Here is a 26,672-nt window from a genome sequence, read left to right as displayed (position 1 = left end):
TTATTATCAATAAAATCCATTATTTTCGTAGTAATGCAAGAGCAACTTCAAGAATACATTCCAAAGAAATCAATACCACAAGTTTTAAGACTGTTAGAGCATGATAACCTATCACTAAAAATTAAGAAGGAGCGGAAAACACGCCATGGAGACTATAAGCCACTACCCATTGGCAAGCACCAAATTACAATCAATTCAAACTTAAACCAGTATCGGTTTTTAATTACCCTAATTCATGAAATTGCACATTTTGAGGCTTATAATAATTATGGAAGATTTATAAAACCTCATGGATTTGAATGGAAACGAACGTTTCAACGTTTGATGTTACAGTTCTTAAATCCAGAAATATTTCCTAATAACCTCTTACCATTACTTGCTAATCATTTTAAAAACCCCAAAGCAAGCAGTGATACTGATACTCATCTAGCTTTAGCTTTAAAGCAATATGATGAAACTAACGATAAAACTTATATTTTTGAGGTCCCATTAGGAAGTACTTTTAAATTGTATAATGGAAAAGTGTTTAAAATGGGGCAAAAAAAAGTAAAACGTTTTGAATGTCTAGAGGTTAAAACAGGAAAGTTGTATCTTTTCAATCCTAATGCAGAAGTAGAATTATTAAATAATTAAATGAACAAAAATTATTACGCCATATTAATGGCAGGAGGTGTGGGGTCCAGATTTTGGCCTATAAGCACCCAAGATTTCCCGAAGCAGTTTCACGATATGTTAGGAACTGGAGATACCTTAATACAAAAAACATTTTATCGTTTAGCCGATTTAATTCCGAAGGAAAACATTTATATTTTGACCAATGAACGCTACAACGATTTGGTATTAAAACAACTACCTGAAGTCGAACAAAGGCAAGTAGTACTTGAACCTGCAATGCGAAATACCGCTCCTTGTATTTTATATGCGTCTTTAAAAATTCAAAAAGAAAATTCTGATGCAGTTATGATTGTGGCACCAAGTGACCATTGGATTGAGGATGAGAAAACATTTTCTAAAAATGTCCAGCAAGCTTTCGGTTTTTGCTCAGAAAATAATGCGTTAATGACATTAGGTATACAACCTACTTTCCCTAATACGGGTTATGGATATATCGAATTTGATAAATCAAATTCTTCAAGTATCAAGCCTGTAAATCAATTTAGGGAAAAACCAGATTACAAGACAGCCAAAGAGTTTATTTCTCAAGGGAATTTTCTATGGAATGCTGGTATTTTTATGTGGAGTGTTAAAAGCGTAGTTGAGGCTTTTCAGAATAATCAACCTGACTTATTTAAGTTATTTGAAAAAGGGGTTTCGGTTTATAATACTGATTTTGAACTTGAGTTTATACGAGATAATTATCCGAAAGCAGAAAACATTTCGGTAGATTATGCCATTATGGAAAAGTCTAAAAACGTTTATGTAATTGCTGCCGAATTTGACTGGAACGATTTAGGAACTTGGGGAAGTTTATACGATAAATTAGATAAAGACGAATCTAATAATGCCGTTGTAAATTCTAGAACATTAGTTGAGGATGCCTCTGGAAATATGATTCGCACAAAAAACGATAAAATTGTGGTTGTAGATGGTTTGAATGATTATATTATTGTTGATAAAGATGAAGTTTTGCTTATCTTTCCTAAGTCAAAAGAACAAGATATAAAGAAAACGCTCCAAAATGTAAAAGATACTTTTGGAGAACAATATGGGTAATAATGAGTCAAGAAAGTAAATTCAATTTTTCTGAAGAAGAAGTAAAGAAAGAGCAAACCGTTGAAGCATCTAAAGAAGCCGTTAAAAAGGATGCTCAGGGGTTGTTACAAAGTATTAAAAAGTTCTTTAGTGAATTATTAGACTTTCGTGATGATACCGATAGAGATGCAACCATTCAAGCAATTAAAGGAGATATACCTTTTAAAGGCGCTACTGCATGGATTTTAATTTGTTCCATATTTGTAGCGTCTGTTGGATTAAATGCGAACTCAACAGCAGTAGTTATTGGTGCCATGTTAATTTCTCCCTTAATGGGGCCTATATTGGGTGTAGGGTTATCGATTGCGATTAACGATATAGATACCCTTAAGCGCTCACTAATAAACTTAGCTACGATGATTGTCTTAAGTTTGTTAACAGCTTTCTTATTCTTTTGGTTGTTTCCATTAAGTGAAGATACTTCAGAGCTTTTAGGGAGAGTACAACCAGATATCAGGGATGTTCTAATTGCCTTTTTTGGTGGTTTAGCATTAATTATTGCAAGAACAAAACGAGGAACGATTGCTTCTGTTATTTTTGGCGTAGCCATTGCTACGGCATTAATGCCACCATTATGTACAGCGGGTTATGGATTGGCAAAAGGTAAGTGGGATTACTTTCTAGGCGCCATGTATTTATTTACAATTAATACTATTTTTATAGCTATGGCCACCTTTATAGTTTTGAAGGTTTTACGTTTTCCTATGCTTAAATATGTAAATTCTAAAAAAAGACAATTTATATCCAGAATGGCAACGTTATTAGCAGTCGTTGTTATGATTCCTGCTGTTTGGACTTTTGTAAATGTTTTAAATGAAAGTAATTTTTCGAGAGATGCTAGAATATTTGTGGAGCGTGAGCTAAACGCTTTACCTCATGCAGATTATTTAAAAAATAATGTCTCATATAAGTATGATCGCAAAGGAGTGTCTATAATAGAATTAAACACCTTTGGTCTTGACCAAATTCCAGATTCTACAATCGATTTATTGCAAGGTAGAATGAAAGATTATAGCGCTTTAGCAAATGCACAATTAGTAGTAAATCAAAATAGGTCTAAAAACTTAGATAATTTTAAATATATGGAAGAGTTGCGTGCACGAGACTCTTTAGATTTGTTATCCCAAACACATAAAATAGCTTTTCTTGAAAGTAAAGTATCTCAACTTTCGAAGTTAGAAAAAAATTATATTGCATTTGATGAGTTGGTAAAAGAAGTGAAAATTAATTATGAAACTATTGAGCAATTCTCATATGCTAACGTCATTAATTCAAACTTCACTAAAATGGATACACTTTCAGTTTTTTCTGTAAAATGGGTCGATTCTTTGGCGAAAGAAGATGTTAGAGAAAAGGACAAGGAAAAATTAGAAAAATGGTTAAAGTTGAAATTAGATTTAGACACTTTGGTTGTTAGAAGAGTTAATTAACTATTCTCATCTATATACATCTTTCTAACCTTCTTAAATAAGTTAGAGGAATATACAAAGTCGGTAACAACTTCATTATCTGTTTTAAAAATAGTTTCTTTAGAGCCCTCCCAAGCTTTATGTCCATCTTTTAAAAAAACAATCTTTTCTCCAATTTCCATTACAGAATTCATGTCGTGAGAATTAATAACTGTTGTTATTTGATATTCATTTGTAATCTCTTGAATCAAATTATCTATAACTATAGCTGTATTTGGATCTAAACCAGAATTTGGTTCATCGCAAAATAAATATTTAGGGTTGTTTACTATAGCCCGAGCAATCGCAACACGTTTTTGCATACCGCCAGAAGCTTCACTCGGCATTTTTTTATGTGCATCTGGTAAATTAACACGTTTAAGAACAAAGTCGGCACGATCTTCCATTTCGCTTTTACTCATTTTTGTGAACATTTGTAAAGGGAACATAACGTTTTCTGCAATAGTCATAGAATCGAATAAAGCGCTACCTTGAAATACCATCCCTATTTCGGCTCTTAAATTACGTTTTTGGTCTTCAGTTAGATTAGAGAAAATTTTACCATCATAAGAAATAGAACCTTCTTCATAATCAAATAATCCTAATAAACATTTTAGAAATACTGTTTTGCCAGAACCACTTTGGCCTATTATAAGGTTAGTTTTTCCTTTTGAAAAAGAGGCGCTAATTCCCTTTAATATATGGGCGTCTCCAAACGATTTATGTAAATCTTTTACTTCTATCATTAGCCTAACATCATATCGGTTAATATATAATTTATAAGAATAATGGCAACACTTGTCCAAACAAAAGCAGTTGTACTTGCCTTACCTACTTCAAGAGCTCCCCCTTTCATATAATAACCATGAAAAGAAGGAATTGTGGCCAAAACAAATGCAAAAACAAACGTTTTTATAAATGAATATATTACATGGAAATTGTCAAAATCTGTCTGGATACCTAAAATGTAGTCTGCTAACGTTGAATAACCTCCAAAAACACAAGCTGCCATGCCTCCTAAAATACCTAAAAACATCCCGATAGCAATTGCAAAAGGATATAACATTAACGCAACAGTTTTTGGGAAAACCAAATAGTTTAAAGAATTAATACCCATAACTTCTAAGGCATCAATCTGTTCTGTAACACGCATGGTTCCTATACTAGAGGTAATAAAGGATCCCACTTTGCCAGCCATAATAATAGATGTGAATGTTGGAGCAAACTCTAGAATAATAGATTGCCTTGTAGCAAAGCCAACTAGGTATTTTGGAATAAGTGGGTTATCGATATTAAGGGCGGTTTGAATTGTAATAACTCCACCAACAAAAAATGATATAAATGCTATAATGCCTAAAGAACCTATAATTAAATCGTTAATATCTTTGAATATTAATGTTCGCATTACGGACCACTTAGTCGGTTTACGAAACATTTCGGCAATCATTAAAAAATAGACACCAATATTATGGAGGTAACTCATATAAAAATTTGTTAGTGCTAAAGTAAAAAAAACTTATAGGTATTTAAGCTTAAATTTCAATTATGATGTTTTAAAATATGTATTTTTGGCAATACAATAAATCATATTATGTTTAAGAATATAGTTGTTTCTTTATTAGTTCTTTTTTTAAGTTTTTCATGTAAAGCTCAAGATTTAGGCAAAGATTTAAAGAATGAGAATAGTAACGGTGATAAACCTAAGTTAGTAGTTGGAATTGTAATAGACCAAATGCGTTACGATTACTTAACACGATTTTATTCTAAATATGGGGAAGACGGTTTTAAACGAATGGTGAACACTGGTTTTAATTTTAAAAACACTCATTTTAATTATATACCGACCAAAACAGGACCGGGTCACGCTTCAATTTATACGGGAGCAACACCAAAGTATCATGGTATTATCGGGAACGATTGGTTTGATAAAGATATAAAGCGTAATGTGAATTGTGTAGAAGATAATTCTGTAGAATCTATAGGTACAGAAAGTAAAGATGGCAAGAAATCGCCACACCGTTTATTGACTACAACTTTTGCTGATGAAAACAGATTATTCACTCAAATGAAAGGCAAAACAATAGGTATATCCCTAAAACACCGAGGGGCTATTTTGGCAGCAGGTCATACTGCAAATGCCGCTTATTGGTTAGATTATGAGCATGGAGGAAGCGGTAACTGGATTACAAGTTCATTCTATATGAATGATCTGCCTGAATGGGTTAAAAAGTTTAATTCATCTACTATTGCAGAATCATATTTTAAAGTATGGAACACTTTGTATAATGTTGATTCTTATACAGAAAGTGGTCCTGATTTAAATAAATTTGAAGGTGGATTTAACGGAAAAAAAACTGCCACCTTCCCCTACGATTTAGAAGCTTTAAAAACCGAAAATGGAAATTATAACATAATTGCCGATTCACCTTATGGAAATAGCTTAATAACAGATTTTGCCATAGCTACTATTGAAGCAGAACAATTAGGAAAGGATGAGTTTACAGATGTATTTACCATAAGTTATTCGAGCACTGATAAAGTAGGGCATAATTTTGGAGTAAATGCAATAGAAACTCAGGATACATATTTAAGATTGGATTTAGAATTAGCCAGATTATTTAAAACATTAGATAATCAAGTAGGGAAAGGCGAATATACAGTTTTTTTAACCTCAGATCATGGTGCTCCTTATGCGCCAGAGTACCTGCAATCAAAAAAAATCCCAGCTGGTTTTTTTGATGCTTCAAAAATGAGAATTGAATTGAACGATTTTCTTTTAAAGAAGTATGGAACTACTAATTTAGTTTTAAGTAGAATTAATAATCAAATATTTTTAGATCATCAAAAGATTGAAGATAATCAGTTAGATTTAAAAACTATTAAAGAAGATATTTCTATTAAATTACTCAAATACAAACTTATAGATAAAGTATACATTACTTCAGAAATAAATCAATTTAGTGGGCCATCGGGTTACATTGAAACATTGCTAGCTAATGGCCACAATCAAAAGCGTTCAGGAGATATTTTGTTTGTTTTTAATCCTTCGGTTTTTAAAGATACACCTTGGAATAGAACAGGAACAGACCACCATTCTGGCTTGAGTTATGACACACATGTGCCACTTTTATTCTTCGGTAAAGGCATTAAGCACGGAGAGACTTATCAAAAAACAGAGATTACAGATATTGCACCAACCATATCTGCACTATTAGAAATTAGTTTTCCAAATGGCTGTATTGGTCAACCTTTGGAATTTGTGTTAGATTAAATTGAGAAAGAAAACACTTTATACAATCATTGTCGCACTTATTTTATTAAGCGTTTACGGATACGAGCATTTTTTAAAAGAAGAGGAGGTTACGGTTATTGTCGAAAAAGGTAAAATTGAAAAAAAAGACACAAACTCTTATTTTCTTCCTATAAGCACTACAGGACTCATTGTCCATCACGAAGGTTATTCCTTGTCATATAATGAAACACATGAACAAGCAGAATGGGTAGCTTACGAATTAAAGAAATCACATCTTTCTAATACTAACCATAAACGCCCTTATTTTGAAATTGATGAGGCAGTAAGTACAGGTGCCGCGCACTGGCGTAATTATAAAAACTCAGGATATGATCGTGGACATTTATGTCCTGCTGGAGATAAAAGATATAGTCAAGAAGCACATGATGAAACTTTTTTAACAAGTAATATAAGTCCTATGGAGCATCAGTTTAATGCTGGTATTTGGAATAGATTAGAACAAAAAGTAAGGTATTGGGCTCGTAAACATGATGGTGTTTTTGTTGTTACTGGAGGTGTTTTAAGAGGTGATATGGAGGCAATTGGAGATGAATATGTTTCTGTCCCTAATCAATTTTATAAAATAGTATTAGATAATAATTCAGGTAAAACCAAAATGACAGGATTCTTGATGCCACATAAAGATTCTAAAAAGCCAATATCTGAATTTGTTGTCTCGGTAGATAATATTGAAAAACTTACTGGAATCGATTTCTTTCCTAGTTTAGAAGACTCTATAGAAGATAGGCTTGAAGCCTCAAGCAATTATAAAGCTTGGAGTTTTTACTAATTAACGAGAATATTTGTAGTTCAAATGTTAGATGGCTAACATTTTATTATGATTTTGTAGTTTAGGTTTGTATAAAAATATATAAATCAGATGGTTATGAAAGAAAAAGTACACAATGATTCCCTAAATCAGATTTTTAATTCAATAAAAGCCTATCTATTTTTAGTCACATTCTTATTAGGAGCATTAAGTTTTGTTTCAGCTCAAAATTCTAATGCTAACGAAAATGCAACTGTTTATGGTGGTGAAATTACATTTATCGACGGTGAATCTTATACCAGTGTGTGTGTAGGAGATGGTGAAGCTGATTACGTAGACGTAGTACTCGAGAATGCTTCTGGACGATTAAAACAGTGGATTATCACTGATGAAGAAGGGTATATTCTTGGGTTGCCAGATAGTCCATCAGATGTAAATTTTGATGGTGCTGGAGTTGGTATATGCTTAATTTATCATATATCTTATAATGGTATGAAGCCATTAGTTGATCCTTCTGGTCAAGGCAAGTTTAAATTGCATATTGATGAAGTAACTGACAAAGGAAATGGAAAAGGAAGATCTCACTTATCTGAACCAATTATGGTAGAAAGATTTCAGCAACCTACTGGAGGAACCTTAGAAGGAGGTCCTTTTGAGTTTTGTGTGGGTGATGGAGAAGCAGATAATATTGCAGATGGTGCAATTACCCTTAGTGGTAACATGGGAACAAATTCAGCATGGGTAGTAACCGATGTCAATGGCAAAATATTAGGATTACCAGGAACTTATTCTGACGTTAATTTTGATGAAGCCCCAGCAGGAACCTGTTTGGTATGGCATTTAAGTTATGAAGATAATGTTAGTTTTGATGGTGTTGAGTATGCATCAGATTTAATGGGGTGTTTTGCATTAACAAATCCTATTACAGTGAATAGATACCAGCAACCAGTAGGAGGAACCTTAGAAGGAGGCCCTTTTGAGTTTTGCGTAGGTGATGGAGAAGCAGATAATATTGCAGATGGTGCTATTACCCTTAGTGGTAATATAGGAACAAATTCAGCATGGGTAGTAACCGATGCCGATGGCAAAATATTAGGGTTACCAGGAACTTATTCTGACGTTAATTTTGATGAAGCCCCAGCAGGAACCTGTTTAGTATGGTATTTAAGTTATGAAGATAATGTTAGTTTTGATGGTGTTGAGTATGCATCAGATTTAATGGGGTGTTTTGCATTAACAAATCCTATTACAGTGAATAGATACCAGCAACCAGTAGGAGGAACCTTAGAAGGAGGCCCTTTTGAGTTTTGCGTAGGTGATGGAGAAGCAGATAATATTGCAGATGGTGCTATTACCCTTAGTGGTAATATAGGAACAAATTCAGCATGGGTAGTAACCGATGCCGATGGCAAAATATTAGGGTTACCAGGAACTTATTCTGACGTTAATTTTGATGAAGCCCCAGCAGGAACCTGTTTAGTATGGCATTTAAGTTATGAAGATAATGTAAGTTTTGATGGTGTTGAGTATGCTTCAGATTTAACAGGTTGTTTTGCATTAACTAATTCAATTAGTGTTATAAGAAATATGCCTATTGGTGGCACTCTTACAGGTGGAACAGAGAATAACTTTGATTTTACAGTAGGTGATGGTACAGAGGATAAAATTCCAGCAGATGCTATTACACTAGAAGGTAATGTTGGAACAAATTTTGCGTGGGTTGTTACAAATGAAGATGGAACGGTTATTCTTGGTTTACCTGGTAATTATTCCGATGTTGATTTCGATGGTGCTGGAGTTGGTGTTTGCAAGATTTGGCATTTAAGTTACGAAGTTGGTTTAACAGGAATTGAAGCCCCAGCTGAAGGCGACCATTTAGTTTCTAGCTTAGAAGGTTGTTTTAGTCTCTCTAATGCTATAACGGTTACTAGAACAGCTTCTAGTAGCAGTAAAGTAGCCTTATTTCCAAATCCAGCCAAAGGCTCTGTGAATCTTCAATTTTCAGGTTTTACAAGTAATGATATAAACGTAAGCGTGTATAATTTGAGGAATGTTCAATTAAGTAATAAGGACTATAGTTCTTCCAGTAAAAGAGCAACATTAGATATTAGTACTTATGAGAATGGACTCTATTTTATGCGTGTAACCGATAAACAAACTGGTGAAAGCACAATAAAGAGATTAGTTGTAAACTAGGAACTATTATTTTATAATAGAAAAGGGTCTAATTAATAATTAGACCCTTTTCTATTTATCATCCCTTTCCAACGTAAGTTTCTAATGAATGCTCCTTCTTCTTCAGAAACTAGAAATTCTAGTTTTTCTTTTTTTGCTTTGAAATAGCCAGCTAGATAATCTTTAAAAAGTAAAAAGCTACCCTTTTTGTAAGCTAGTTTTAATGCAGAAATCAATGTTATGAAAAATCCATATCGCATTTTGTACATAGCTTCTCCTTGTAAATATTTAGAAGCTTTATTATAATTTATACCTGTTGGTTTTAAATGTTTTACATGTAAGGTTTCATCAGTTAAAATATGCCATTTATAATATTTTGCTAATAGTTCATCCACAGTATCCCATCCCATGGATGGTTTTAATTTTCCTATTTCGAGAAAACATGCTTTTCTGTATGCTTTTAAAGCACCGCGAATATGATCTTTACGCGTTAAATTTTCTAATACCCAATCGTTATTCTTCTCAATATAGCAGAATCCTGATACCATACCCAATTTTTTTTCATTATTATAATGAAAAGAAAGATGCTCTAAATAAGTATCCGGAAAAATTAAATCGGCATCATATTTACAAATTACATCATAATTATTATCCAATGAATCGTACCCTTTATAAAAAGCATTAATAATTTTTGAACCTGGTAAGTGTTGGTTAGATGACGTATTGTTTATTAATGAAATCCAGCTGTACTTTTCAGCATAAGCTTCAACAATGTCTTGGGTGTTATCAGTCGAGTTATCATTAACTACAACTAACCGTTTAGGTAAAAGCGTTTGATTAGTAAGTGAGTCTAAAGTGAGTCCAATAGAACTCTCTTCGTTATGCGCAGGAATGATGATATAAAAGTCCAAAGGGTTTAATATTAAACTATAAAGTTAAACTCTTTCAGCATAAATAATGTAATATCGAGGTGTAAACCATCTTAAAATTGGGCGAATACCAATTTTGTTCGTTGGGTTGGTCCATTTTTGTCTATCTATAATTTTCCATCCAGCTTTTTCCAATAGCCAATCGAATTGCCAGTCTTCAAATTCATGATAATGACGATCTAACATATCAAACTTACTCCTGTATGCGGATGAGAACCATAATTTTAGTGGAACACTGGCTACTAATTTGCTTGCTTGTATAGATTTTAAAACTGTATAAGGAGATAATAGATGCTCAAATATTTCCAAAGCAGTAACAACATCAGCATTAGAATTTAAAATAGCTGAGATGTCTTCATCTAAATCTTCACCTTCTGTATTTTCAACACTATAACCATGAGTTTGCATAATTTTACTGAACGGATTTACAACGCCCAAATCTAAAATAGATTGGGTATTTGAAATATGTTTTTCTAAAAATTGAATGGTATGCTTAAAGCGTTTGTTAGGAAAGCTTTTTTCGTACATTAAATCATTCTGTTTTTTTATTTCCGTGCAAATGGAAATCTCAAATAATTATTAAATATGTTATTGCCTATAAACAATAGCATTAATATTCATGCCAGCTCCTACACTTGCAAAAATAATGACGTCGCCTTTCCTTATTTCTTGATTTTCCATAGAATTATTTAAAATCATATCATACAAAGTTGGTACCGTTGCAACACTAGAATTTCCTAATTTACCAATGGACATAGGCATAATACCTTCAGGCATATCTTTGTCGTACAATGTGTAAAAACGCTTTACAATGGCTTCATCCATTTTCTCATTTGCTTGATGAATCAAGATCTTTTTTACATCGTTAATTGCAATACCGCTATCATCTAAACATGACTTCATCGCCAAAGGTACGTTGGTAAGCGCAAATTCATAAATCTTACGGCCATACATTTTTATGTACCTATTGCTATCCTTTATTTCTTGTTTGTTGGTTTCGCCAAAGTATATAAAATGGGCTTCATCTAAAGCAAAAGTAGCAGAGTCGTGGCTAATTATACCACCTTCGTCACTTGTTGATTCTAATATAACAGCACCAGCACCATCGCTATAAATCATAGAGTCTCTGTCGTGTGGATCGATAACTCTCGAAAGTGTTTCAGCACCTATTACAAGACATTTTTTTGCTATTCCTGATTTTATAAATGCATTAGCTTGTATGACGCCTTCAACCCATCCAGGACATCCAAATAGTAAATCGTAACCTACACATTTAGGATTCTTAATACGCAGGAGGTGTTTTACTCTAGATGCAATACTAGGAACTGTATCACTTTGTTTGCTGTCATGTCTAACATCACCGTAATTATGGGCAACTATTATATAATCTAAATCTTCACGGTCTATTTTAGCGTTTTCAATTGCTTTTTCAGCGGCAAAAGAAGCTATGTCGGAAGTGTTTAAATGATTCTTGGCATAACGCCTTTCGTCAATACCAGTTATGGCTTTAAACTTTTTTACAATAATTTCGTTAGGAGCATTTATACTTGAGCCATCACTATTTAAAAATTCGTGATTGTAGAAGTCTTCATTTTTCTCAACATTATCAGGAATATAACTTCCAGTCCCCGTTATTTTAATATTCATAAATCGAAAATTGCCATTAATTAATATAATACAAGCAATATAATTTCTTTTAATTAAAGGCTCAAGTAATTTGCGTTTAATTTACGATGTTCAAACACATATTTATGCTTCTGCGTAAGCCTCTATAGGTGTGCATGAGCAAATTAAATTTCTATCTCCATAAGCGTCATCAACACGTCTTACACTTGGCCAAAATTTATTATCTCTAACATAATCTAATGGAAATGCAGCTTCTTCACGTGAGTATGGAAAATACCATTCATCTGCAGTTACCATATTTAAAGTATGAGGTGCATTCTTTAAAATATTATTCAGATCATCTTTAGATGTGTTGTCAATCTCCTTTTTTATTGAAATCATAGCATCACAGAAGCGATCCATTTCAGCTTTACTTTCACTTTCGGTTGGCTCAATCATCATGGTTCCAGCTACAGGAAACGAAACTGTTGGTGCATGAAAACCATAATCCATTAATCGTTTTGCGATATCTGTAACCTCAATACCGTGGGATTTAAAAGAACGACAATCAATAATCATTTCGTGTGCTGCTCTTCCTTGCTCACCAGAATATAAGGTATCAAAACTACCTTGTAAACGATGCTTAATATAATTGGCGTTCAAAATGGCAATTTTAGTAGATTCAGTTAATCCTTTTGCGCCAAGCATTTTTATATAACCATATGAAATTAAGCAGGCAAGTGCTGAACCAAAAGGAGCGGCCGAAATAGCTGAAATAGCTTTAGACCCACCAGTTTTCACCAATGGATTTCCTGGTAGAAAAGAAACTAATTGCTTGGCGACGCATATAGGACCAACACCAGGGCCACCGCCACCATGGGGAATAGCAAATGTCTTATGAAGATTTAAATGACAAACATCTGCGCCAATACTACCAGGATTAGTTAATCCGACTTGAGCATTCATATTCGCTCCATCCATATAAACCTGACCACCATTGTCATGAATTATTTGTGTGATTTCTTTTATTGCCGATTCATAAACACCGTGGGTTGATGGATAAGTTACCATCAAAGCTGCTAAATTGTCTTTATGTAATTCTGCCTTCTCTCTTAAATCATTAACATCTATATTACCCTCTTCAGTAGATTTTGTAACAACAACTTTCATACCCGCCATAACAGCACTTGCAGGGTTAGTTCCATGAGCAGACGATGGAATTAGGCAAATATTTCTATTGTGATCATCTCTTGATTCATGATAGGCTTTAATAACCATAAGTCCAGCAAACTCACCTTGGGCTCCCGAATTGGGTTGTAGAGAAGTAGCCGCAAAACCTGTAATTTCTGTTAACTGGTCTTCTAATTCTTTTAAAACAGTTAAATAGCCTTTTGCTTGTTTTAATGGTGCGAATGGATGAATGTTTCCCCATTTAAACCAGCTTAATGGTAGCATTTCTGAAGCTGCATTTAGCTTCATAGTACAAGAACCTAAAGAAATCATGGAATGATTTAAGGCTAGATCTTTACGTTCTAAAGATTTAATATAACGCATCAATTCGGTTTCCGAATGATAGGTATTGAATACCGAATCAGTTAAAAAATCTGATCTTCTTTGAACCTTATCCGAAATGTTATTTGCTTTTTCAATAGATGAAATAACAATGGTTTCTTTTTTAGCAGCTTCAGCGAAAATTAAAATTAAGTAATTAATATCACGTAAAGTTGTTGTTTCATTTATCGAAATGGTTACAGTTTCTGAATCTGGGTAAAATAGATTCACCTTTTTTTCAGAAGCTACTTTTTTTATTTTTTTCGATTTTGTTTTTATTTGAAGTGTATCAAAATAAGAAGTGTTCGTTTGCTTATAGCCTAATTTTTTTAAGGCATTAGCTAAAGCAGTAGCTTTATTATGAACTTCATCTGCTATAAATTTTAAACCTAGAGAGCCATGATATACACCATACATACTTGCCATAACTGCTAATAAAACTTGCGCTGTACAAATGTTAGAGGTCGCTTTGGCACGCTTAATATGTTGCTCTCGTGTTTGTAGAGCCATTCGTAGTGCTCTATTTCCATTAGCATCCTTTGTTACACCAATAATACGCCCTGGCAAATCACGTTTATACGCTTCTTTAGTGGCAAAATATGCTGCATGTGGACCACCATAGCCCATTGGAATTCCAAATCGCTGTGTTGTTCCAATAACAACATCGGCCCCAAATTTACCAGGTGCCTCGAGTTTTACTAAACTTAATATATCGGCTGCAACTGCTACTTTAATTTGAGCTTCATTTGCTTTACTAATAAACGTTTTTATATCTGTTACTTGACCATCTTTTCCTGGATATTGTAATATAGCTCCAAAGAAATCAGAAGAAAAGTCAAAAGAGTTTTCATTTCCAACTACTAACTCAATTCCAATTGGATTTGCTCTAGTTTCAAGAAGTGATAAAGTTTGAGGCAAAATATTTTCTGAAACAAAAAATTTATTAACCCCTACTTTTTTCTGATCACGTTCTCTTACAGCAAATAACAAACTCATAGCTTCTGCAGCCGCCGTACTTTCATCAAGAAGTGAAGCATTCGCAATTTCCATTCCCGTTAAATCAATAACCATAGTTTGAAAATTTAATAAAGCTTCTAATCTCCCTTGTGCAATTTCAGCTTGGTAAGGTGTGTAAGCAGTATACCATCCTGGGTTTTCTAAGATATTCCTTTGAATAACGGCAGGTAAAACTGTAGGGTGGTATCCCAAACCAATATAGGTCTTACGGGCTTTATTTTTTTTTGATAACTCATGAATATGTAACAGATACTCATGTTCTGTCATCGGTTCATCTAAATTTATGCCATTTTTAAGACGAATATGATCAGGGATAGTTTCATATAAAAGCTGATCTAAAGAATCTAGACCTAGAGTTTTTAACATTAGGTTTTGGTCTTCTTCTCTAGGGCCAATATGACGCAGTGCAAAGGCGTTTGTATTCATTAAAAATAAATTGATTAAATAATTCGCAAAAATACGCAATATTTAGTGCATTTTTTTGCGTAAAACGGAAAGTTTTTAACTATTCTTGAACGTTATCAACACTAATAAAAAAGGGATAGTTACTTTTGTATAATGAAGTTAGTTAAGCAGCTTTTTAATTTTTACATAAACAGTAGTATTCATGTAGCTTTAGCAGTTTTTTCCTTGACTTGGATTACCTTGTTAGAACTAGGCTTAGAGTATAACGAATCCGTTCTGTATTTTGTTTTTTATGCTTCAATTACAGGCTATAATTTTGTAAAGTATTTTGGCATTGCTAAGTTTCATCATAGACAGCTTACTAATTGGTTAAGGCTTATTCAAGTTTTGTCATTCGTTTGTTTTCTACTGATGTGTTATTACGTGTTTCAGTTAAGTACAGAAACACTTATTTATATTAGCGCTTTTGCTGTTTTAACTTTTTTATATGCCATTCCTTTTTTGTCAAAGCAAAGTTTAAGTCTGAGGCATATTGGAGGATTAAAAATTTATATTATTGCTTTAGTATGGGTTGGTGTAACCACATTTGTTCCTGTTATTAATGAAAGTTATGGCGTGAATACGGATGTTATGATTATTGGGCTACAGCGCTTTTTATATGTATTGGTTTTAATGTTGCCGTTCGAAATTCGAGATTTAAAATATGATAGTTCAAGTTTAGCTACAATACCTCAAAAAATAGGTGTTCGGCGTACAAAATATTTAGGACTAATGTTGTTAGTGCTAATTGTCTTTTCAGAATTTTTTAAGGATGAAATAACTGCAGCACGAATTGTAGTATTAATTGTTATATCAGTCTTAACAGGATTATTTGTGAGTTTTTCTAAAATTAATCAAGGGAAATATTATAGTTCTTTTTGGGTAGAAGGTTTGCCAATTTTGTGGCTTGTTTTATTGCTATTAGCGCATTAAGCAGATTGCTCATTGATAGCATGATCTAACTCTTTTTTCATGGATTCTTTACACTTCTTATCCAGACATTCAACCTTAGATTCTTTAATTTTTTTGGTTAGTTTTGCATTGTTAGTAGTATATTTTCTGCAAGCTCTACAATAAAGTAAATGTATATTTAGTTTTATTTTTTCCCATAACGTAGCTTCTTTGTATTGTGTTTTATCACAAACATGATTTGCTTCATCGCAGGGCATTGTAATTTTTAGTTTACTACTCATTTTAGAACCAATTTTCTTTTAGACAACTTGCCATAGCCGTACGTGCTCTATGAATAATTACCCAAAGGTTAGACGCTGTAATATTTAGTTCATTACAAATTACTTCGGTTTCATAACCTAAAATAGTTTTCATTTTAAAAACGTCAGCTTGTTTTTGTGGGAGCTTGCTTAAGCAGTGGTGGATAGCGTCTCCTAATTCACTATTTTGCAACGTATCCTCAGCATTTTTATCGAATGGATCTGCAACTCGCTCTTCTAACCAATCACCTTCAGACTCTGAGTCTCCACTATAAGTAATTCGAACTTCGGCTTTTCCTTTTTTGGAATTTATTTTACGATAATGGTCAATAACTTTTCGCTTTAAAATCGAAATAAGCCAAGTACGTTCACTGGCCTCGCCTTTAAAGTTTTTCATCGATTTTAAGCCTGCCAAAAAAGTGTCTTGAACTAAATCTTGAGCGATTTCTCTATCGCTAACCCTGGAAATAGTATAGTTGAATAGATAATCGGAATATAAATCTATCCATTTATTAGGATTTATTTCGTGTTTTGGCATTTAAGGCGCAATTGTTTTTTGAAAACCAAAAATAAGGTAAATAAATGAATAATTGATACTTAACCTAGCAATCCAGCCCGTCTCAATAAAGCTTCAGGTTTTGGTTCTTGTCCTCTAAAGCGTTTGTAAAGTGTCATGGGGTTTTCAGTACCGCCTTGGCTTAAAATATGATATTTGAATTTATCAGCAACTGTTTTATTAAAAATACCGTTCTCTTTAAAATATTCAAAAGCATCGGCATCTAAAACTTCTGCCCATTTGTAACTGTAATACCCAGAAGAATAACCTCCTTGAAAGATGTGAGAGAATGCGGTACTCATACACGTTTCTTTTGTTTCAGGATATAAAGAAGTATTTTTAAAAACTTCAGATTCAAAAGCTTTTACATCTCTGATATGTGTGGGATCTTGTCCATGCCAACTCATATCTAAAAGACCAAAACTCAATTGACGTAAGGTTTGCATGCCTTCATGAAAGGTCGCAGATGCCTTAATTTTTTCAACTAAATCCATTGGAATAATTTCTCCAGTTTCATAATGTCTAGCAAACAATTCTAAAGCTTCTTTTTCGTAACACCAATTTTCCATAACCTGACTTGGCAATTCTACAAAATCCCAGTACACACTCGTTCCAGATAAGCTAGGGTAGGTGGTATTAGCCAACATGCCATGCAAGGCATGTCCAAATTCATGAAAGAGGGTTGTTACTTCATTAAATGTTAATAACGATGGTTTGCTTTTTGTTGGTTTTGTGAAATTGCAAACTATAGAAACATGTGGTCGACTATTTGAGTCATTTTTTATGTACTGAGGTTTATATGAGGTCATCCACGCGCCGTTACGTTTTCCTGCTCTGGGAAAAAAATCGGCGTAAAAGATGGATACTAAATCACCATCACTATTATTGACTTTGTAGGTTAAAACATCTTCATGGTATTTATCAATAGTATCAATTTCTTCAAAATTCAAATCAAATAATTTATTCGCTATAGTAAATGCCCCATTAATTACATTTTCAAGTTTGAAGTAAGGTTTTAATTTTTCATCATCTAAACTAAATAGCTTTTGTTTTAGTTTTTCTGAATAATACGAACCATCCCATTTTTGTAATTGATCGATATTATCTAAGTCTTTTGCGAAATCCTCAAGGTTTTTGAATTCGCGTTCGGCAGCAGGTTTAGCCTTGACTAATAGATCATTTGAAAATTTAAGAACATTTTCAGGAGTTTCAGCCATACGTTCTTCTAGAACAAAATGGGCGTGTGTTTTGTAACCTAAAAGATTGGCACGTTCATGTCTCAAGCTTGCTATTTCAAGTACATTCTCTTGATTATCTAATTCGTCTCCTTTAAACGATTTACTTCCTGCAGCGAGCGTGATTTTTTTTCTTAATTCTCGATTATCAGCGTAGGTAACAAATGGAATATAGCTTGGGTAATCTAAAGTGAATAACCAACCTGTCTTGTTTTTCGTTTCCGCCAATTGCTTTGCTGCTTCTTTTGCACCATCTGGCAATCCAGACAAATCAGATTCTTCGGTAATTAGCATTTCGAACTTATTTGTTTCGGCTAAAACATTCTCTCCAAACTTTAATTTTAACTGACTTAACTTTTTGTCAATTTCTCGTAATTTTTCCTTTTTAGCTTCAGATAAATTTGCACCGTTTCTGGAAAAACTTTTATATTTTTTATCAAGCAACGTACGTTGTTCTGTCGTTAAATTTAACTTATTTTTAGAGTCGTAAACCTCTTTAATTCGTTTAAACAAGTCTTCATTTAAAGTAATATCATTACTGAATTCTGAAAGAATTGGAGAAACTTCTTGTGCTATTTTTTGGATTGTTTCATTCGTTTCAGCTGAATTTAAATTAAAGAATATACTGGATATTCTGTCTAATTTTTCTCCAGAAAAATCTAGAGCTTCTATAGTATTTTGAAATGTTGGAACGTCTGGATTATTGACTATACTTTCTATTTCAGCCTTTGCTTTGTTAATAGCCAGCTTAAAAGCAGGGATAAAATGGGCGTTATTTATTTTTGAAAAAGGCGCACAATTATAGGCTGTATCAAATGATTCTACTAATGGGTTTTTTGTCATTACAAGAAAAAATGTTAAAATTTAATTATATTATGCATGCATAATATAATTTTTTTATATTTGCCGCGATAATTATTGGAGTGACTAAACTCAAAGAATTATTGTTAATAGCTGAGAAACCTCGAATTTATTCGAGGTTTCTTTATTTTATAATCCTTTAGCTGATTCGTTTACTTTTATTTTTAAGCCCTCTTTATAAGCGATAATTTTATCCAGAACACAAGAATCGCTTGAGCCAATAATTTGGGCTCCAAGTATTCCTGCGTTTTTAGCACCGTTTAAAGCTACGGTAGCTACAGGAACACCTCCAGGCATTTGTAAAATAGAGAGTATCGAGTCCCATCCATCAATGGAGTTACTGCTTTTTACTGGAACTCCAATAACTGGCAGTGGTGACAAAGATGCAATCATACCTGGTAAATGAGCAGCACCACCAGCACCTGCAATTATAACAGAAAAACCTCTTGCATGAGCGTGCTTGCCATAATCAAATAATTTTTCTGGTGTTCGGTGTGCAGAAACAATATCTACTTCTACTTCAATATCAAATCCTTTTAAGATGTCTATTGCATCTTGCATAACAGGAAGATCACTTTTACTTCCCATAATAACTCCTACTTTACTCATATTATTCGCTTATTACTTTAATAACTTTTTTGACTTCTTCAGCAATGCGCCTAGCTTCATTCAAATCTTCATTAACAATGGTTACATGGCCCATTTTACGGAAAGGTCTTGTTTGTTTTTTTCCATAAATGTGAGGTGTAACACCCTCCATATTCATTATGGTTTCAATATTTTGATAAACGACATTTCCATTATATCCTTCAGCCCCTACTAAATTAACCATAACGCCACCTACTTTACTATCAGTTTTTCCTAATGGCAAACCTAAGATAGCTCTAACATGTTGTTCAAATTGCGATGTGTAACTCGCTTCAATAGTTTGATGTCCAGAATTATGAGGTCTAGGAGCAACTTCATTCACTAAAATTTCATCATTTTCTGTTTGAAACATTTCAACAGCTAATAACCCCACATGATTAAATGCTTCGGAAACTTTTAAAGCAACATTTTGCGCTTTTACAGCAATTTCCTTATCAATTCTAGCTGGACAAATAACATATTCTACTTGATTAGCCTCAGGATGAAATTCCATTTCTACTACAGGATAGGTTTTTATGTCGCCGTTTTTGTTTCGAGCAACAATTACAGCTAATTCGATTTTAAAATTAATCAAATCTTCTGCGATACATTCACCTTTTGGTAAACCTTCAAGATCGGAAAGTTGTCTAACAACTTTCACGCCATTACCATCATAACCAAACTGTGCCGCTTTCCAAACAAATGGAAATTCCAGTCCACCATTATCAATAGTATCTTCAATTTCTGAAAGGTAAGCGAATCTTGTGAAATCTGAAGTTGGGATATCGTGATCTCTGTAAAACAATTTTTGAGCTCCCTTGTTCTGAATAGTTCGCAAGTTTTTCGATGAAGGGTAAACCTTGGTGCCCTTTTTTTCGAGAGCTTCTAATGCATCTACATTTATGTTTTCAATTTCAAAAGTTAAAACATCAACTTGTTTTCCAAAGTTAAAAACAGTATCATAATCCATTAAGTCACCAACATGAAATTCATCGCAAGCAGTTTTGCTAGGTGCTTCGGGGTTAGCTTCTAAAACACATGTGTAAATATCAAATTTTCTAGTATTGTAAAGTAGCATTTTACCAAGTTGCCCACCTCCAAGAATTCCAAGTTTAAAATTTGAAGAAAAATAGTTCATAAAGACCTGTTTAACTGAAACTAATTAATGTTATGGCAAAAATACATTTTAATATCAAATTACTTTAGAAATCGTAAATCAAAAAATCGGTATTCGTTAATCTAATGATTATCTTTGCATCTTTTAAAACAATAAGCTGGTGATAAAGCTTCACGACAAATATTTTAAACCTTTTATTTCGGCAAAAGAAATTGATAAAGCTATTGATAAAATGGTTGCTGAAATTTCCAATGACCTAGGAGATGAAGTTCCTGTTTTTGTAGGTATTTTGAATGGGTCGTTTATGGTAGTTAGTGATTTTGTAAAAAAATATCCAAAGCCGTGCGAAGTTACCTTTATTAAATTGGCTTCTTATGAAGGTGTTAAATCTTCTGAGGACATTCAACGTTTAATTGGTTTGACACAGGATTTATCAGGAAGAACCGTAGTTATTCTTGAAGATATTATTGATACAGGGAAAACACTTGCTGAGGTACATCGCATTTTTAAAAATGAAAAGGTAAAATCTTTAAAGATTGCAACCTTGTTTTATAAACCTGATGCATATAAAAAAGACTTTAAGCTACATTACGTTGGTATAGAAATACCAAATAAGTTTATAGTAGGTTACGGATTAGACTATGATAATTTAGGAAGGGATTTACCAGAGATTTATCAAATTAAAGAAACGCAACACATGACAAATTTAGTGCTATTTGGCCCTCCAGGAGCAGGAAAAGGAACGCAAGCAAATTTTTTAAAAGAAAAATATAATTTAGTACACATTTCTACTGGCGACGTTTTTAGATATAATATCAAAAATGAAACAGCTTTAGGTATGCTAGCCAAGTCATATATGGATAAGGGTGAACTAGTACCAGATCAGGTGACTATAGATATGTTAAATGCCGAAGTTGAAAAAAACGCCGATGCAAATGGGTTTATTTTTGATGGATTTCCTAGAACTAACGCCCAAGCAGATGCTTTAGATGCTTTAATGGACAGCAAAGATTCTCAAATTAATGCTATGATTGCTCTTGAAGTTGATGATGAGATTTTAGTGAAGCGTTTACTAGAAAGAGGTAAATCTAGTGGAAGAGCAGATGATGCAGATGAATCTATTATAAGAAATAGAATTAAGGAATATTATTCTAAAACAGCTATACTAAAAGATTACTATTCTGCACAAAATAAATATTTTGGCGTTGATGGTGTTGGTAGTATTGAAGATATTACGGTACGTTTAAGTGTTGTTATAGATAAGTTATAACTACTATTTCTGTAATTACAGGAATCCATAGATTTAGTTTCAAATAATAAGAATTACCGCCTTCGTGGTAATGACAATAAGCAATGACTGAAGGAAATTTTGTTGACTACGTAAAAATGTATGTCTGTTCTGGTAACGGGGGTAAAGGCTCTGTGCATTTACATCGTGAAAAATATATAACTAAAGGAGGTCCAGATGGGGGGGACGGTGGACGAGGGGGTCATATTATCTTAAAAGGTAATTCTAATCTTTGGACACTTCTTCATTTAAAATATGCAAGACATACAAGGGCAGGTCATGGTGGACATGGAAGTAAAGGTAGAAGTACTGGTGCAGATGGTGAAGATTTTTATTTAGATGTCCCTTTAGGAACCGTGGTTAGAGATACAGAGACCAATGAGATACTCATGGAAATTACCGAAGACGGTGAAGAAAGAATAATTGCTGAAGGAGGTAAAGGTGGTTTAGGAAATTGGCATTTTAAATCTTCAACAAATCAAACGCCTAGATATGCTCAGCCTGGGATGCCTTTAGAAGAGAAGTACATTACATTAGAACTAAAATTACTTGCAGATGTTGGGTTGGTAGGATTCCCTAATGCGGGAAAGTCTACGTTACTATCGGTCATTACTTCAGCAAAACCAAAAATAGCTGACTACGAATTTACAACGCTGAAGCCTAATTTAGGAATTGTGGAGTATCGTGATTTTCAAACTTTTGTTATGGCAGATATCCCTGGTATAATTGAAGGAGCTGCTGAAGGTAAAGGCCTTGGTTATTATTTTTTAAGACATATTGAGCGTAATTCAGTGTTACTATTTTTAATACCTGCTGATGCCCCAGATATCAAGAAGCAATACGATATTTTATTGGATGAATTAAGGCGTTATAATCCAGAAATGCTTGATAAAGAGCGTATTATTGCGATTTCAAAAAGCGATATGCTCGATGACGAATTAAAGGAAGAATTGAATAGAGAACTAGAAAATGAATTGCCAATTCCTTATTTATTTATATCGTCTGTTGCTCAACAAGGAATTACAGAGTTAAAAGATGCGCTTTGGAGGATTTTGAATAATTAGAATATTACTATTCTGAAAAATTGATTATTTTCGATTACTTTGTCTAGTATTCAAGGCTTAATTATGAAGCAAATTATTAAAAGTATTGTAGAGATTAATGATAATAAAAGAAGTAGATATTTTGCCTTTTTTATTCAAGCTTTAATTTTAGTATCTGTAATTACTTTTTCAATTGAAACTATTCCAAATTTAAAACCTCAAACAAGATTTATACTTCAATCGGTAGAATGGTTTAGCGTTGTAGTATTTACTATTGAGTATTTTTTAAGAGTATATGTAGCAGATCGCAAACCAAGATTTATTTTTAGCTTTTTCGGTATAATAGATTTGCTGGCGATATTACCATTTTATTTATCTTTTGGAGTAGATTTACGATCGCTAAGAGCATTACGTTTTTTAAGACTCTTCAGAATTTTAAAATTAGTTCGTTATAACAGAGCAATGAGTCATTTTACTCAAGCTATTAAATCTGCGAAGGAAGAGATTTTATTGTTTATATTCATTACCTTAATTCTTATTTATTTCTCAGCGGTTGGGATCTATTATTTTGAAAATCAAGCGCAACCAGAACATTATTCTTCGATATTTGATAGTTTATGGTGGGCTATAATCACATTAACAACTGTTGGATATGGCGATGTTTATCCAATAACCGTTGGCGGTAAAGTTTTTACTTTCTTTATATTAATGATAGGTTTAGGTATTGTCGCGATTCCAACTGGAATAATATCTTCAGCTTTAACAAAATCTGTGGATAAAAAACAAGATTAATTAGAAACTATCATAAAGTTGGTCTCTTTAGGTTTAATAGTGTTATAAAATTTTGACATAACTCATGTAATTATTAGAGTTTTAAAAACAACTTAAGTTCAGCTAACAAAAAACTACGTATTATTTCTAGAAGGGTATAAATTAATACATAATTTTGTTACCATGAAAATTTATGAGCTAACAACAGTTAAGGTCGATATTGTAAACGTATTTAAAAAGTTAATTCCTCAACTTTCGCCTAACTGTTCTTTGCCTACAAAAAAAGATTTGGAGGCTATTGTTAATTCTAGTAATACATTACTTTTTATAGCAGAAGAAAATAATGAAATATTAGGCACAATGACGCTAGTGCTTAATAAAATACCAACTGGCGATAAAGTTTGGATAGAAGATGTAGTTGTTGACAAATCTACAAGAGGTAAAGGAGTTGGAAAAGCACTGATTAAATCTGCTATAGAATACGCAACTAAAAATAACATCAAAAAAATCAATTTAACATCTAGTCCAGATAGAGTAGCCGCCAATAAATTATATCAAAAATTAGGTTTTGTTAAAAGAGAAACTAATGTATATAGATTGACAGTTGCTTAGTTTTAAGTTATACAAACAGAGTTCATTTAAGTAGAGGTTTTTAAGGAATGTTAATTTTTTTTGAATCAAATAATAATTCCAATACCCATCTTTAGCATACAAGGTTATACATGTCAATTTTTATTATTTTATAGCCTTATTAGATTAGAATTATTATTAAAATAATATTCGTTGGTATGATTTGGGTTTGTTTGGAGTAACAGTATCAAAAGAGATCAAATGGTTTAGCAAAATAAAAAACCCAAGAATTAATTTCTTAGGTTTTTTATTGTTATTCTGTAGCGAGAGGGGGGCACGATCCCCCGACCTCCGGGTTATGAATCCGACGCTCTAACCAGCTGAGCTACCTCGCCATAATTTAAGGCTGCAAATATAAAAACAATATTAATGCTTACAAACATTAGTTTAGTAAAATATTATTAAAAATAGTTGTATAACTTATCAATTAATGTATATATTGAGCATCATATATTTAATGTTTACTTATGGACGATAAAGTTAAATTTGAAATAGAGTTTCCTATTCATGCTTCACCTCAGTTGTTGTATCAATATATATCGACACCATCTGGTTTATCTGAATGGTTTTCAGATAATGTGAATTCGAGGGGCGAACTATTTACTTTTATTTGGGATGATAGTGAAGAGCAGGCTAAATTATTAAGTAAGAAAAGTGGTGAGCGTGTTAAGTTTAGATGGGTTGAACATGAAGAAGAAGATCTTTCTTGTTATTTTGAAATTCGTATCCAAGTTGACGAAATCACTAAGGATGTGTCATTAATGGTTACCGATTTTGCGGATGAAGATGAAGTTGATGAGGCAAAAATGTTGTGGGATAATCAGATATCCGATTTAAAACAGGTTTTAGGCTCAGCCTAAATTTATAATACATTTTAATTTATATTTGTCCAGCTCAAAATTTTTAAACGAGCTGGATTTTTTTATGATAAATTTTAACGGAACTATTCAAGAAGAGAACACGAAGCTGTCTATTAAAAATAGAGGATATGCTTATGGTGATGCCTTATTTGAAACAATCAAATCTGTTTATGGGAAACTATTGTTTTGGGAGGACCATTATTTTAGATTAATGGCTTCTATGCGTATCATGCGTATGGAGATTCCTATGAATTTCACCATGGAGTATCTTGAAGAGCAAATTCAAAATACATTAATAGCTTCTCAAATAGAAAAAGCTACAACCAGAGTAAAATTAACTGTACACCGAAATGAAGGTGGTCTGTATTTGCCTGATAGTAATGATATTAGTTTTATAATTTCTACGAAGGTTGTTGACTCCGATTTTTATTTGTTTAATGATGGTGCTTATCAAGTTGATTTATTTAAGGACTATTATGTATCACCGGGTTTACTTTCTACTTTAAAAACTAACAATAAAGCTTTAAATGTCATTGGTAGTATATACTCTAAGGAAAACAACTTAGATAATTGTTTGATTCTTAATACCGATAAAAAGTTAGTTGAAGCACTAAACGGGAACCTATTTCTTGTAAAGGATAATGTAATAAAAACACCACCTATTAGCGATGGTTGTCTTAAAGGTGTTATGCGAAAACAAATTATTGAAATAATAAAAAATATTCCTGAATATGAGATTATAGAAGATTCTGTTTCTCCATTCGAACTACAGAAAGCAGATGAATTATTTATAACGAATGTTATTGTAGGAATTCAGCCAGTAACCAAATATAGAAAGAAACAATTCTCTAATGATGTTTCGAAATCACTGTTGCAAAAATTGAATGTAAAAGTAAGATTGAACTAGTTGTAACTAGGATTTTCTGGTGCGTTAGACCATATGCTGTATTCGCCACCCAATTCTAGCATTTTCTCCTTCCAGAAGGTTTCATAATCTTTTTCGATAATATTTTTTTCATAGACATTTTCAGAAATAAGCCAAGAGTTAGCTTTAAGCTCATTTTCTAACTGGTCGGAATCCCAACCTGAGTAGCCAAGAAAAAAGCGAATATCATTTTCCTTTATTATTTTGTTAGCAATTAGTTCTGCGACTTTTGAAAAATCTCCACCCCAAAAAATACCTAGTGAAATTTCAATACTGTTTGGAATTAAATCTGGAACCTTATGAATAAAATATAAATTGTCTTGTTCAACGGGCCCGCCATTATAAACCGTATAATTGGCTTCAATTTCAGGAACCAAATCATTAATATTATATTCTAAAGGTTTGTTGAGTATGAAGCCAATAGAACCTTCAGGGTTATGATCGGCCAATAATACAATAGAGCGATTGAAGGAAACGTCTCCAATTATTGCGGGTTCTGCTATTAACAAATTACCTTTTTTTGGTTTTGCCGATATCATAAAAATGAGAAATTTAATATTTAAATC

Annotated in this window: 25 protein-coding genes and 1 tRNA gene; 13 read left to right on the top strand and 13 right to left on the bottom strand. The window is 32.8% G+C overall.

Annotated features, from left to right (window positions below):
* Positions 1 to 33 precede the first annotated feature (33 nt).
* Genes AC2D6V_RS14410 through AC2D6V_RS14400 form a run of 3 tightly spaced genes read left to right on the top strand, consistent with a single transcriptional unit; the run spans position 34 to position 3,182 of the window.
* Entirely contained in the window at positions 34 to 633 is a 600-nt protein-coding gene (locus tag AC2D6V_RS14410; protein WP_484649477.1) for a SprT-like domain-containing protein, read from the top strand.
* Positions 634 to 1,713 carry a mannose-1-phosphate guanylyltransferase gene (locus tag AC2D6V_RS14405; RefSeq protein ID WP_484649475.1) on the top strand — a complete coding sequence of 360 codons (1,080 nt, stop codon included), beginning with the start codon at positions 634 to 636 and terminating at the stop codon, positions 1,711 to 1,713.
* A gap of 2 nt (positions 1,714 to 1,715) precedes the next feature.
* On the top strand, positions 1,716 to 3,182 hold the full coding sequence (locus tag AC2D6V_RS14400; RefSeq protein WP_484649473.1) for a DUF389 domain-containing protein: 1,467 nt from the start codon (positions 1,716 to 1,718) through the stop codon (positions 3,180 to 3,182).
* Here AC2D6V_RS14400 and AC2D6V_RS14395 read toward each other — a convergent pair.
* A complete protein-coding gene (locus tag AC2D6V_RS14395) occupies positions 3,179 to 3,946 on the bottom strand; it encodes an ABC transporter ATP-binding protein (RefSeq protein WP_484649471.1) in 768 nt (255 codons plus the stop codon). The genes AC2D6V_RS14400 and AC2D6V_RS14395 overlap by 4 nt on opposite strands.
* Positions 3,946 to 4,683: an MlaE family ABC transporter permease gene (locus tag AC2D6V_RS14390; protein ID WP_484649469.1), complete on the bottom strand. Its 738-nt coding sequence runs from the start codon at positions 4,681 to 4,683 to the stop codon at positions 3,946 to 3,948. Before AC2D6V_RS14390 ends, AC2D6V_RS14395 begins: the two co-directional genes overlap by 1 nt.
* A 108-nt stretch (positions 4,684 to 4,791) precedes the next feature.
* Here AC2D6V_RS14390 and pafA point away from each other — a divergent pair, with 108 nt between their 5' ends.
* The 3 genes from pafA to AC2D6V_RS14375 all read left to right on the top strand — a co-directional run bounded on the left by pafA (position 4,792) and on the right by AC2D6V_RS14375 (position 9,457).
* Entirely contained in the window at positions 4,792 to 6,471 is a 1,680-nt protein-coding gene (pafA, locus tag AC2D6V_RS14385; RefSeq protein ID WP_484649465.1) for an alkaline phosphatase PafA, read from the top strand.
* 1 nt (position 6,472) lies between these two features.
* Positions 6,473 to 7,282, top strand: coding sequence for a DNA/RNA non-specific endonuclease (locus AC2D6V_RS14380; RefSeq protein ID WP_484649463.1), 810 nt, complete (start codon positions 6,473 to 6,475; stop codon positions 7,280 to 7,282).
* A 96-nt stretch (positions 7,283 to 7,378) separates the two neighbouring features.
* On the top strand, positions 7,379 to 9,457 hold the full coding sequence (locus tag AC2D6V_RS14375; RefSeq protein ID WP_484649461.1) for a T9SS type A sorting domain-containing protein: 2,079 nt from the start codon (positions 7,379 to 7,381) through the stop codon (positions 9,455 to 9,457).
* Positions 9,458 to 9,489: 32 nt separating this feature from the next.
* On the opposite strand, the gene AC2D6V_RS14370 is transcribed toward AC2D6V_RS14375, so the two are convergent.
* From AC2D6V_RS14370 to gcvP, 4 genes are all read right to left on the bottom strand, one after another.
* The gene (locus tag AC2D6V_RS14370; RefSeq protein WP_484649459.1) at positions 9,490 to 10,347 is read right to left on the bottom strand and encodes a glycosyltransferase family 2 protein; all 858 of its coding nucleotides are present in this window, start codon (positions 10,345 to 10,347) and stop codon (positions 9,490 to 9,492) included.
* A 24-nt stretch (positions 10,348 to 10,371) separates the two neighbouring features.
* Positions 10,372 to 10,893 carry a class I SAM-dependent methyltransferase gene (locus tag AC2D6V_RS14365; RefSeq protein WP_484649457.1) on the bottom strand — a complete coding sequence of 174 codons (522 nt, stop codon included), beginning with the start codon at positions 10,891 to 10,893 and terminating at the stop codon, positions 10,372 to 10,374.
* Between the two features lie 60 nt (positions 10,894 to 10,953).
* A complete protein-coding gene (locus tag AC2D6V_RS14360; protein ID WP_484649456.1) occupies positions 10,954 to 12,012 on the bottom strand; it encodes a 3-oxoacyl-ACP synthase III family protein in 1,059 nt (352 codons plus the stop codon).
* Positions 12,013 to 12,114: 102 nt separating this feature from the next.
* Positions 12,115 to 14,964 carry an aminomethyl-transferring glycine dehydrogenase gene (gene gcvP, locus AC2D6V_RS14355; protein WP_484649454.1) on the bottom strand — a complete coding sequence of 950 codons (2,850 nt, stop codon included), beginning with the start codon at positions 14,962 to 14,964 and terminating at the stop codon, positions 12,115 to 12,117.
* Between the two features lie 132 nt (positions 14,965 to 15,096).
* On the opposite strand from gcvP, the gene AC2D6V_RS14350 reads away from it, so the two are divergent.
* Positions 15,097 to 15,915 (top strand): UbiA prenyltransferase family protein, encoded by an 819-nt coding sequence (locus AC2D6V_RS14350; protein ID WP_484649452.1) that lies wholly within the window; start codon positions 15,097 to 15,099, stop codon positions 15,913 to 15,915.
* On the opposite strand, the gene AC2D6V_RS14345 is transcribed toward AC2D6V_RS14350, so the two are convergent.
* The 5 genes from AC2D6V_RS14345 to AC2D6V_RS14325 form a co-directional block, all read right to left on the bottom strand.
* Positions 15,912 to 16,175: a hypothetical protein gene (locus tag AC2D6V_RS14345; RefSeq protein ID WP_484649448.1), complete on the bottom strand. Its 264-nt coding sequence runs from the start codon at positions 16,173 to 16,175 to the stop codon at positions 15,912 to 15,914. The genes AC2D6V_RS14350 and AC2D6V_RS14345 overlap by 4 nt on opposite strands.
* Before the next feature lies 1 nt (position 16,176).
* Positions 16,177 to 16,731, bottom strand: coding sequence for a sigma-70 family RNA polymerase sigma factor (locus AC2D6V_RS14340; RefSeq protein ID WP_484649446.1), 555 nt, complete (start codon positions 16,729 to 16,731; stop codon positions 16,177 to 16,179).
* 59 nt (positions 16,732 to 16,790) lie between these two features.
* Positions 16,791 to 18,827: a M3 family metallopeptidase gene (locus AC2D6V_RS14335; protein ID WP_484649444.1), complete on the bottom strand. Its 2,037-nt coding sequence runs from the start codon at positions 18,825 to 18,827 to the stop codon at positions 16,791 to 16,793.
* Between the two features lie 147 nt (positions 18,828 to 18,974).
* Entirely contained in the window at positions 18,975 to 19,454 is a 480-nt protein-coding gene (gene purE / locus AC2D6V_RS14330) for a 5-(carboxyamino)imidazole ribonucleotide mutase (protein ID WP_484649442.1), read from the bottom strand.
* A gap of 1 nt (position 19,455) precedes the next feature.
* Entirely contained in the window at positions 19,456 to 20,610 is a 1,155-nt protein-coding gene (locus tag AC2D6V_RS14325) for a 5-(carboxyamino)imidazole ribonucleotide synthase (RefSeq protein WP_484649439.1), read from the bottom strand.
* 139 nt (positions 20,611 to 20,749) lie between these two features.
* Here AC2D6V_RS14325 and AC2D6V_RS14320 point away from each other — a divergent pair, with 139 nt between their 5' ends.
* The 4 genes from AC2D6V_RS14320 (at position 20,750) to AC2D6V_RS14305 (ending at position 24,303) form a co-directional block, all read left to right on the top strand.
* Positions 20,750 to 21,859, top strand: coding sequence for an adenylate kinase (locus tag AC2D6V_RS14320; protein WP_484649436.1), 1,110 nt, complete (start codon positions 20,750 to 20,752; stop codon positions 21,857 to 21,859).
* An 83-nt stretch (positions 21,860 to 21,942) separates the two neighbouring features.
* Positions 21,943 to 22,941, top strand: a complete 999-nt coding sequence (gene obgE, locus AC2D6V_RS14315; protein WP_484649433.1) for a GTPase ObgE — start codon at positions 21,943 to 21,945, stop codon at positions 22,939 to 22,941.
* Between the two features lie 63 nt (positions 22,942 to 23,004).
* Complete coding sequence (locus AC2D6V_RS14310; protein ID WP_484649430.1) at positions 23,005 to 23,712, top strand: ion transporter; 708 nt, start codon at positions 23,005 to 23,007, stop codon at positions 23,710 to 23,712.
* A 162-nt stretch (positions 23,713 to 23,874) separates the two neighbouring features.
* Positions 23,875 to 24,303 carry a GNAT family N-acetyltransferase gene (locus tag AC2D6V_RS14305; protein ID WP_484649428.1) on the top strand — a complete coding sequence of 143 codons (429 nt, stop codon included), beginning with the start codon at positions 23,875 to 23,877 and terminating at the stop codon, positions 24,301 to 24,303.
* Positions 24,304 to 24,582: 279 nt separating this feature from the next.
* On the opposite strand, the gene AC2D6V_RS14300 is transcribed toward AC2D6V_RS14305, so the two are convergent.
* A tRNA-Met gene (locus tag AC2D6V_RS14300) sits at positions 24,583 to 24,656 on the bottom strand.
* Positions 24,657 to 24,788: 132 nt separating this feature from the next.
* On the opposite strand from AC2D6V_RS14300, the gene AC2D6V_RS14295 reads away from it, so the two are divergent.
* Together AC2D6V_RS14295 and AC2D6V_RS14290 are read left to right on the top strand one after the other, a co-directional pair.
* A complete protein-coding gene (locus tag AC2D6V_RS14295) occupies positions 24,789 to 25,181 on the top strand; it encodes an START-like domain-containing protein (protein WP_484649425.1) in 393 nt (130 codons plus the stop codon).
* A 64-nt stretch (positions 25,182 to 25,245) separates the two neighbouring features.
* Positions 25,246 to 26,088, top strand: coding sequence for an aminotransferase class IV (locus AC2D6V_RS14290; RefSeq protein ID WP_484649421.1), 843 nt, complete (start codon positions 25,246 to 25,248; stop codon positions 26,086 to 26,088).
* Here the strand turns inward: AC2D6V_RS14290 and AC2D6V_RS14285 are convergent.
* On the bottom strand, positions 26,085 to 26,645 hold the full coding sequence (locus AC2D6V_RS14285; RefSeq protein ID WP_484649418.1) for a YqgE/AlgH family protein: 561 nt from the start codon (positions 26,643 to 26,645) through the stop codon (positions 26,085 to 26,087). The genes AC2D6V_RS14290 and AC2D6V_RS14285 overlap by 4 nt on opposite strands.
* Positions 26,646 to 26,672: the final 27 nt, after the last annotated feature.

This window comes from Algibacter sp. YIN40, assembly GCF_057219435.1.
Note: the sequence above shows the minus strand (reverse complement) of the source record. Positions and strands in the feature narration are given on the sequence as shown.